The sequence below is a fragment of the Frankia sp. AgKG'84/4 genome, from assembly GCF_023242965.2.
GTDB lineage: Bacteria > Actinomycetota > Actinomycetes > Frankiales > Frankiaceae > Frankia.
On sequence record NZ_JALKFU020001022.1, the window covers coordinates 1 to 1,760 of the forward strand.

The 1,760-nt window shown below is 70.6% G+C and carries 2 protein-coding genes; both read right to left on the reverse strand.

The annotated features are described in order from the left end of the window. Positions 1–147: 147 nt before the first annotated feature. Positions 148–1,215 (reverse strand): phospho-N-acetylmuramoyl-pentapeptide-transferase, encoded by a 1,068-nt coding sequence (gene mraY, locus MXD58_RS26940; protein ID WP_248840064.1) that lies wholly within the window; start codon positions 1,213–1,215, stop codon positions 148–150. A 43-nt stretch (positions 1,216–1,258) separates the two neighbouring features. Then, positions 1,259–1,760, reverse strand: a 502-nt coding sequence (locus MXD58_RS26945; RefSeq protein ID WP_284678903.1) for a glutamate ligase domain-containing protein, incomplete at its 5' end; no start/stop codon positions are given.

Here is a 1,760-nt window from a genome sequence, read left to right on the forward strand (position 1 = left end):
GGCGAGCAGGGCCCGCGCCGCCGCCGCACCGGAAACCCCGACGCCGACGACGAGCACCGCCGCGCCAGCCCAGTCCCCGCCAGCCCGGTCCCCGCCAGCCCGGTCCCCGCCAGCGACGTCCGGGGTCCTCTGGTCCGGCGCCATGCCCTACGAACCTCCGTGGTTGATGAACTCCGCGTAGAACAGGCCGAGTCCGAAGGCCACCGCGAGGCCCGACACGATCCAGAACCGGATGATCACCGTGATCTCGGGCCATTCGGCGAGTTCGAAGTGGTGGTGGATCGGGGCCATGTTGAACACGCGTTTCTTCGTCGCCTTGAAGAAGGCGACCTGGATCATGACCGAGAGGGTCTCGATGACGAACAGGCCGCCGAGCACGACCAGCAGCAGCTCGGTGCGGCTGACGATGGCGATGCTGGCGAAGGCGCCACCGAGCGCGAGCGACCCGGTGTCCCCCATGAAGATCTTCGCTGGACTCGCGTTCCACCACAGGAAGCCGAAACAGGCTCCCATCGCCGCCGCCGCGACCAGCGCGATGTCCAGCGGGTCCCGCACGAAGTAGCAGCCGTCCTGGCTGCCGGTGACCCCGCACTGGTTGCCGAACTGCCAGAACGAGATGACGACGTACGCGCCGAACACCATCGCCGAGGTGCCGGCGGCGAGGCCGTCGAGGCCGTCGGTGAGGTTCACCGCGTTCGACGTCGCCGCGATGATGATCCAGGCGAGCAGTGGGAAGCCGAAGATGCCGACGGTGAACCCGGTGTCGCGCACGATCGAGATGTACGTCGACCCCGGCAGCAGCCCGGCCTGGTTCTTGAACCGGACCGCGAGCAGCCCGAAGGCGAGCGCGACCGCGGCCTGCCCGGCGAACTTCATCCGCGCGGTGAGCCCGAGGCTACGCTGCTTCCGGATCTTGATGTAGTCGTCGAGGAAGCCGACGATCCCGAGGCCGGTCATCACCAGCAGCACCAGCAGACCCGACGCGGTGAAGCCGATCCCGGTCACCAGGTGCGCCAGGAAGTAGCCGACCAGCGTCGCGATAATGATCACGGTACCGCCCATGGTGGGCGTACCGCGCTTGGTCAGGTGGCTGGACGGGCCATCCTCGCGGATTTCCTGCCCATAGCCCTGCCGGCGGAAGAACCGGATCACCCAGGGCGTCCCGAGCAACGAAACGATCAACGCGACCATGGCCGCGATCAGGACGCCTCTCACCCGTGGGTCACCCGCACGGGTCCGTTGTGCCAGCCGTCCGTCCTCATGTCCCCTCGATCCCGGCGCCCGCGACGCCGAACTTCGCCACCACGTCCTCGGCGACCCGCTCCAGGCCGAACGCGCGGCTGGCCTTGACCAGCACCACGTCGTCCGGCCGGGCGAGCGCCACCACCGCCGCCACCGCTTCACCGGTGTCGGCCACCCACTGCGAGCCGCCGTCGGGGGAGCCTTCCCGGGAGGCGGCGAGATGCACCGCGCGGGCCGCCGGGCCGACCGCGACGACCAGGTCCACCCCGAGATCCACGGCGAGTCGGCCGAGGGCGTCGTGCGCCTCGTCCGCGTCGTCGCCGAGCTCGGCCATCCCGCCGAGCACCGCGATCGCCCGGCCCGTTCCCCGCATGGCGACCAGCGCGGTCAGCGCCGCGCGCATCGACTCCGGGTTCGCGTTGTACGCATCGTTGACGACCACCACGCCGGCGCGGGTCGGGACGACCTCCATCCGCCAGCGGCTGCGCGGGCGGGCCGCGCCCAGCGCCGCGGCGATC